Annotated in this window: 8 protein-coding genes; 7 read left to right on the forward strand and 1 reads right to left on the reverse strand. The window is 54.4% G+C overall.

Translation table 11 applies throughout. From position 1 onward, the window contains the following. Positions 1-31 precede the first annotated feature (31 nt). On the forward strand, positions 32-358 hold the full coding sequence (locus M7R55_RS08630) for a YbaB/EbfC family nucleoid-associated protein (protein ID WP_298220006.1): 327 nt from the start codon (positions 32-34) through the stop codon (positions 356-358). Between the two features lie 10 nt (positions 359-368). Then, complete coding sequence (gene recR, locus M7R55_RS08635) at positions 369-962, forward strand: recombination mediator RecR (protein WP_298220007.1); 594 nt, start codon at positions 369-371, stop codon at positions 960-962. Between the two features lie 299 nt (positions 963-1,261). Here the strand turns inward: recR and M7R55_RS08640 are convergent, their stop codons facing one another. Beyond that, positions 1,262-1,486 carry a hypothetical protein gene (locus M7R55_RS08640; protein ID WP_298220008.1) on the reverse strand — a complete coding sequence of 75 codons (225 nt, stop codon included), beginning with the start codon at positions 1,484-1,486 and terminating at the stop codon, positions 1,262-1,264. 44 nt (positions 1,487-1,530) lie between these two features. Between M7R55_RS08640 and M7R55_RS08645 the strand changes: the two genes are divergently transcribed. The 5 genes from M7R55_RS08645 to rhuM all read left to right on the forward strand — a co-directional run. Then, positions 1,531-1,707, forward strand: coding sequence for a hypothetical protein (locus M7R55_RS08645; RefSeq protein ID WP_298220009.1), 177 nt, complete (start codon positions 1,531-1,533; stop codon positions 1,705-1,707). A gap of 318 nt (positions 1,708-2,025) precedes the next feature. Further along, positions 2,026-3,774: an AAA family ATPase gene (locus M7R55_RS08650; RefSeq protein ID WP_298220010.1), complete on the forward strand. Its 1,749-nt coding sequence runs from the start codon at positions 2,026-2,028 to the stop codon at positions 3,772-3,774. A 34-nt stretch (positions 3,775-3,808) separates the two neighbouring features. Further along, positions 3,809-3,958: a hypothetical protein gene (locus M7R55_RS08655; RefSeq protein WP_298220011.1), complete on the forward strand. Its 150-nt coding sequence runs from the start codon at positions 3,809-3,811 to the stop codon at positions 3,956-3,958. Continuing rightward, on the forward strand, positions 3,955-5,661 hold the full coding sequence (locus M7R55_RS08660) for a site-specific DNA-methyltransferase (protein ID WP_298220012.1): 1,707 nt from the start codon (positions 3,955-3,957) through the stop codon (positions 5,659-5,661). Before M7R55_RS08655 ends, M7R55_RS08660 begins: the two co-directional genes overlap by 4 nt. Next, on the forward strand, positions 5,658-6,138 hold a 481-nt coding region (gene rhuM / locus M7R55_RS08665), incomplete at its 3' end, for a RhuM family protein (protein WP_298220013.1). The genes M7R55_RS08660 and rhuM, both read left to right, overlap by 4 nt.

Below are 6,138 nucleotides of genomic sequence, written 5' to 3' on the forward strand. Positions count from 1 at the left end.
GAATACAAACCCCATACAGGAGAATCAAGCCATGATGAAAGGCGGAATCGGCAATTTGATGAAACAAGCCCAGCAGATGCAGGAAAAGATGCAGCGCATGCAGGAAGAGGTGGCCAAAATCGAAGTCACGGGCGAATCCGGCGCAGGTCTGGTCAAGGTCACCATGACCGGCAAGCACGAAGTACGTCGGCTGATTATTGACGACAGCCTCATGGGCGATGACAAGGAAATGCTGGAAGATCTGATTGCCGCGGCCGTGAACGATGCCGTACGTCGGGTCGAACAGAATCAGCAGGAAATGATGTCCAGTGTCACTGCGGGTATGAACCTGCCAGCGGGCATGAAGCTGCCTTTCTGATCCTAAGCCTATGTTCTCGCCCAAGTTCGTCGCATTGGTTCAGGCCCTGAGGGGATTGCCTTCGGTCGGGCAGAAAACAGCTCAGCGAATGGCTTTGCAGTTGCTCGAACATGATCGTGAAGGGGCTGCCCAGCTGGCAAAGGCGATCGTTGTGGCACTTGAAGGCATCGGTCGCTGCGGATCCTGCCGCATATTCTCTGAAACGCCGGTTTGCCCGGTTTGTGCGGATAATCGCAGGGATGCAACACAGCTATGCATTGTCGAATCGCCAACCGATTGGTTGGCGATTGAGCAATCCGGGGCATACCAGGGGTTGTATTTTATCCTGTCTGGGCATTTATCACCTTTGGATGGCATCGGCCCCGACGACATCGGTATTCCCGAGTTGATGAACAGATTGGCAAACAGTCCGGTCGAAGAAATCATCATGGCGACAAGCGCGACCATCGAAGGCGAAGCCACCGCAGGTTTCATCATGGATCGGGTTGATTCTGCTCGCTACAAGGTAACTCGACTGGCGCAGGGTGTGCCCATGGGTGGGGAGTTGGAATATCTCGATGCTCAAACCTTGAGTCTGGCTCTTAAATCAAGACGTTCGGTATAAGAAAATCCTGACTGGCAGCAGGTTACCTAACAAAACTCTGCACGAATCCATCCGTGGCTTCGTGGGCTTACGCCAGCTACGTGTTCATGCCCGTCTTGTGCTCGGTATTTCAATGAATTACGTCATTGAGCGGCAGGGCATACATGCCCTGCACGGGTTGAAGCTGTACGATAAGTGCACATTCCGAACATACCCCACGCTCGATACCCGCATATTTCACCAGCCCCAGCGGATGATCACGCACGAGAGCATGACGCTCGCAGAAGCAGACCCCAAAAAACAGCTGCGCCTACCTGCCACTACCCCTGAAGCTTCGGCTGGAGCAGAAAATCAAGGGCATTGACTTTGAAATCAAAGAAATTCGCCGTACCGCCGCCACCGCGCCCACGCTGGAAGAAAATTGTTATGCCTAAACAAAACAACACGAACTGGAAGGCATGCGCAGTAAACTGCGCCGTGAGCTTTTTAATCGGCAGGATAAAGTGGAAGCGCAGCGTAATGAGTTGGAAAATCAGCTCAAGCAACAGATTGACGAAAATGCGTTATTCACGATTGAATTGGAGTTGCAATGAAGAACCGAATCATCTCCGTCAGGGATACCGAAGTCGCCATCATCACCCGCAATGAACAAGATTACATTTCGCTGAAGGATAGGGTTCAAGGGTTCGACGGTGGCAGCGCCCTGATTGGACAATGGCTGAAAAACAAGGATACCGTGCTGTTTCTTGGTGTGCGGGACAACTAAACAACCCTGCTTTCAATTCCCTCGAATTCGAGGGAATTAGAGTTGAGGAGCGCGCTTTTTGCAGTCGAGCGGGCGTTGCCGTGATGATGAATCAAATATCTGGGTGTGGCTGCTTGGTTAACGGCGGACACATTTCGCACGACAAGAATTCTGGGGATTGATGTATGGCGAGAGGAAAATTGTTGCGGCAACTAATCAAGTTAGGAACGCAATGCGATGCTTTGGGGTTTCGGAGTGCACATGGCCTATGGACACTTGCCGTGGAACTAAAGATCAAACGGCTGGATTTGCTTGCCCTGAGTCACCAAGGGGATATGAATGCTTACTAAACTGACCATCAAAAACTTCAAACGGTTTGACGAGGCCGAGGTTGTTCTGGGCAAGTCAGTTGTGCTCATCGGCCCAAACAACTCCGGGAAGACAACCGCGCTTCAGGCGCTCGCCCTGTGGGAGCTTGGACTGCGTCGATGGACTGAAAAAAGGCAGGGGAAGTCCACGGCACTCCAGCGTCAGGGCGTAGCGATCAACCGCCGCGATTTAGTGGCACTCCCGGTTCCTGTCGCCAATTTGCTTTGGCGTGACCTACATGTCCGCAACGTGGAACGACAAGAAGGAAAACTAAAAACGCAAAACGTTCGCGTGGATATATTGGTCGAAGGCATTACCGACGATCAGGCATGGTCATGCGGGCTTGAGTTTGATTATGCCAACGAGGAGTCTTTTTATTGCCGTCCGCTCAGGTTGGACGAGAGCAAGAAACCCGAGCGGATGACCATTCCGGAACTGGCGACAAAGGCCAAGGTGGCGTTGTTGCCGCCGATGTCCGGTCTGACGGATCGTGAATTCATCAAGCAGCCGGGGGAAATCGGCGTATTAATAGGCCAAGGTCAAACGGCACAGGTGCTGCGTAATCTGTGTTACCGGGTGTGCTGGTCAAGCGAGAAATCGAACAAACCCTCCCATGACTGGGTTGCGCTGACGGAACAGTTATCCCGCCTGTTCGGAGTGAAATTACTTGACCCGAAATTTGTTGTCGAGCGTAGCGAAATTGTCATGGAGTATGAGGAAAAATCCGGTGCCAGGTTGGATATTTCCTCTTCCGGTCGAGGCTTGCAGCAAACCTTGTTGATCCTTGCGCACCTGTACGCCAATCCACACACGGTGTTGTTGCTGGACGAACCGGATGCGCATCTTGAGGTACTTCGTCAGCGCCAGACTTATCAACTGATCAACGACCTGGCCGAAGAAAAAGGCTCGCAAATCATCGCCGCCAGCCATTCCGAAGTCGTGCTTGCGGAGGCGGCGAATCGCGGCATGGTGGTGGCCTTTGTCGGCAAGCCACATCTGTTGAACGACCGAGGCAGCCAGACGATGAAAGCACTGACAGACCTGGGCTGGGATCAGTACTATCAGGCGGAAGAGACAGGTTGGGTGTTGTATGTCGAGGACTCCACCGACCTGGCCATTCTCAAGATGTTCGCCAAAATTCTTGGACACCCGGCCCAGGCACTGCTGGAAATGCCGTTTGTGCACTATGTCTCAACCAACTTGCCGCAAAAATCCCGCGACCACTTCAACGGCTTGCGCGAAGCCAAGAATGATATGGTAGGTATTGCTCTGTTTGACCGCCTAGACCGCGCGCTGCAACCCAACGATAACCTGAACGAGCTCATGTGGAACAGGCGCGAAATCGAAAACTATTTATGCTCGCCAGAGGTCTTGCGTGCGTGGGCCATTCACGATGTGGCGGATGACCTGTTTGGCCTTGACGAACGCGGAAGACGCCAGCAGGCGATGGAACAAGCCATCGCAGAAGTCACACACGTGTTGGAGATCGACGAAAAATCACCTTGGTCACCCGACGTAAAGGCCACGGACGAAGTGCTCGACCGGGTCTTCCGGATTTTTTTCAAGGAAATGAATCTGCCCTTGACCTTCCGCAAGCGAGACTACCACTTGCTTGCCGGCTTCCTGTCGAAACAAGATCTCGATCCGGAGATCGCTGAAAAGCTGGATGCCATCGTGGCAACTGCCGAGCGCGCCAGACCGCGAGTAGATAAAACGTGAACAGGATTGATTCCGCCATAAAGGAGAGGGTAGCGTGAAAAAACTCGAACCCACCTGGATTGGCAAGGGTGAGCGCCGGTCGCCGATAGGCGAGAAAAAGCCATTTAACATGGCTTTTTCAGGCGCGAACGCCGCGCCGTGGATGGCGCGGCTGGGCGGCACGCCAGGGAAGGATCAGCCATGAACAAGCAAAAGTTGGAGTTGACTTGGATCGGTAAAGAAAAACGCCCCAAGCTGGAGCCGCGTATTCTGCTGGAAGACCCGGACAAGTCGTATCACGCGCCGCAGCGTGTGACCGAGAATGATCTCTTCGACAACCGGCTAATCTTTGGCGACAACCTGTTGGCGTTGAAGGCGCTGGAGGCGGAGTTTGCGGGCAAGGTCAAATGCGTGTTCATCGACCCGCCGTACAACACCGGCAGCGCCTTCACGCATTACGACGACGGACTGGAGCATTCGATCTGGCTGGGGCTGATGCGCGACCGGCTGGAGATCATCCGGCGACTTTTGGCGGAGGATGGTTCGCTGTGGATCACGATTGATGACAATGAGGCGCACTATCTGAAGGTGGTGTGTGATGAGGTGTTTGGGCGGGCGAATTTTGTGGCGAATGTGGTTTGGCAGAAGAAATATACCGTCTCGAACGACTCGAAGTGGCTGGCTGAAACTCACGACCATGTCTTGATCTACGCTCAGAATAAGGAGGTGTGGCGGCCCAATCGGTTGGATAGGACTGCGGAAATGGATAGTCGGTACAGAAATCCAGACAACCATCCTAAGGGGCCCTGGAAGGCGACTCCTCTCTATGCAAAACGAACTGGATCTGAAAAGGAGCAGGCATTTCAGTTTTGCTTCAAAAATGGAGTTATTTGGTCTCCACCACCAGGCTCTTCACCTCGTTTTCCTGCGGACGCACTGCGCAAGATGGACGAAAATGACGAAATTTGGTTTGGTGTAGACGGGTCGGCAAACCCGTCAAGGAAGACCTTTCTGTCAGAGTTGAAGCTGGCTGAACCTCCTGCGCCAACGATTTGGCTACATTCCGAGGCTGGTCACAACCATGAAGCACGGGAGGAGGTTAAGACTATCAATCCCTCTGACTCATTTGCGACGCCAAAGCCTGAAAAACTACTGAAACGAGTCCTTATCTTGGCCACCAACCCAGGAGACCTCGTTCTCGACTCCTTCGCCGGTTCCGGTACCACTGGCGCGGTGGCGCACAAGATGGGTCGCCGCTGGATCATGATTGAGCTGGGCGAGCACTGCCATACCCACATTATCCCGCGTCTGAAAAAGGTCATCGACGGCGAAGACCCCGGCGGCATTTCCAAAGCGGTGAACTGGCAGGGCGGCGGCGGCTTCCGCTATTACCGCCTTGCGCCCACGCTCATTGTCAACGACCGCTGGGGTAATCCGGTCATCAACCCGGAATACAACGCGGCGCAATTGGCCGAGGCGCTGGCCAAGCTGGAAGGCTTTACCTATGCGCCTTCCGAGGTGCAGTGGTGGCAACACGGCCATTCGAGTGAGCGCGATTTTATTTATGTGACCACGCAGAACTTATCGGCAGAGCAATTGCAGGCGTTGTCCGATGAGGTGGGCGGCGAGCAAAGCCTGCTCGTGTGCTGCTCAGCCTTTCACGGCGTGACAGCGGCCAAGGCTTCGGAGCGCTGGCCGAACCTGACGCTGAAGAAGATTCCCAAAATGGTGCTGGCGCGCTGCGAATGGGGGCATGACGATTACAGCCTGAATGTGGCGAATCTACCAATGGCGGCGCCGGAAGCCCCCCTCCCCCCAGCCCTCTCCCGCGAGGGGAGAGGGAGAAAGTCGCGCGAGGCTGCGCTGATAGCCGACCTGTTTGGCGATGGTGGGGAGGCGGCGGAATGAGTCAAGACAAGAAAATTGTCCAGCAGCCTGCTGCACCCATGGCCGGGCAAGGCGAGTTCCTGTTTTACCAGACAGAGGATGCCCGGACACGTGTTCAGCTTCGGTTGGACGACGGCACGGTCTGGATGAGTCAGAAGCAATTGGCCGACCTGTATCAAGTCAAGGTTCCAACCATCAATGCGCACCTGAAAAATCTGTTTCAGGACGGGGAGTTGGCGGCAGATCGAACGATTAGGAAATTCCTAATAGTTGCCCGCGAAGGGGCGCGGAATGTGGAACGGCTGGTTGACCATTACAACCTGGAGGTGATTCTGCACCTGGGCTATCGGGTGCGTTCACATCGGGGTACGCAGTTCCGGCGCTGGGTGACAGAACAGTTGAAGGACTATCTCGAAAAGGGCTTTCTGCTGGACGACGAGCGCTTCAAGGGTGGGCAGGACAGCGCCTATTTCGAGGAACTGCTCGCACGCATCCGCG

It is taken from the genome of Halothiobacillus sp. (assembly GCF_027346185.1).
Taxonomy (GTDB): domain Bacteria; phylum Pseudomonadota; class Gammaproteobacteria; order Halothiobacillales; family Halothiobacillaceae; genus Halothiobacillus.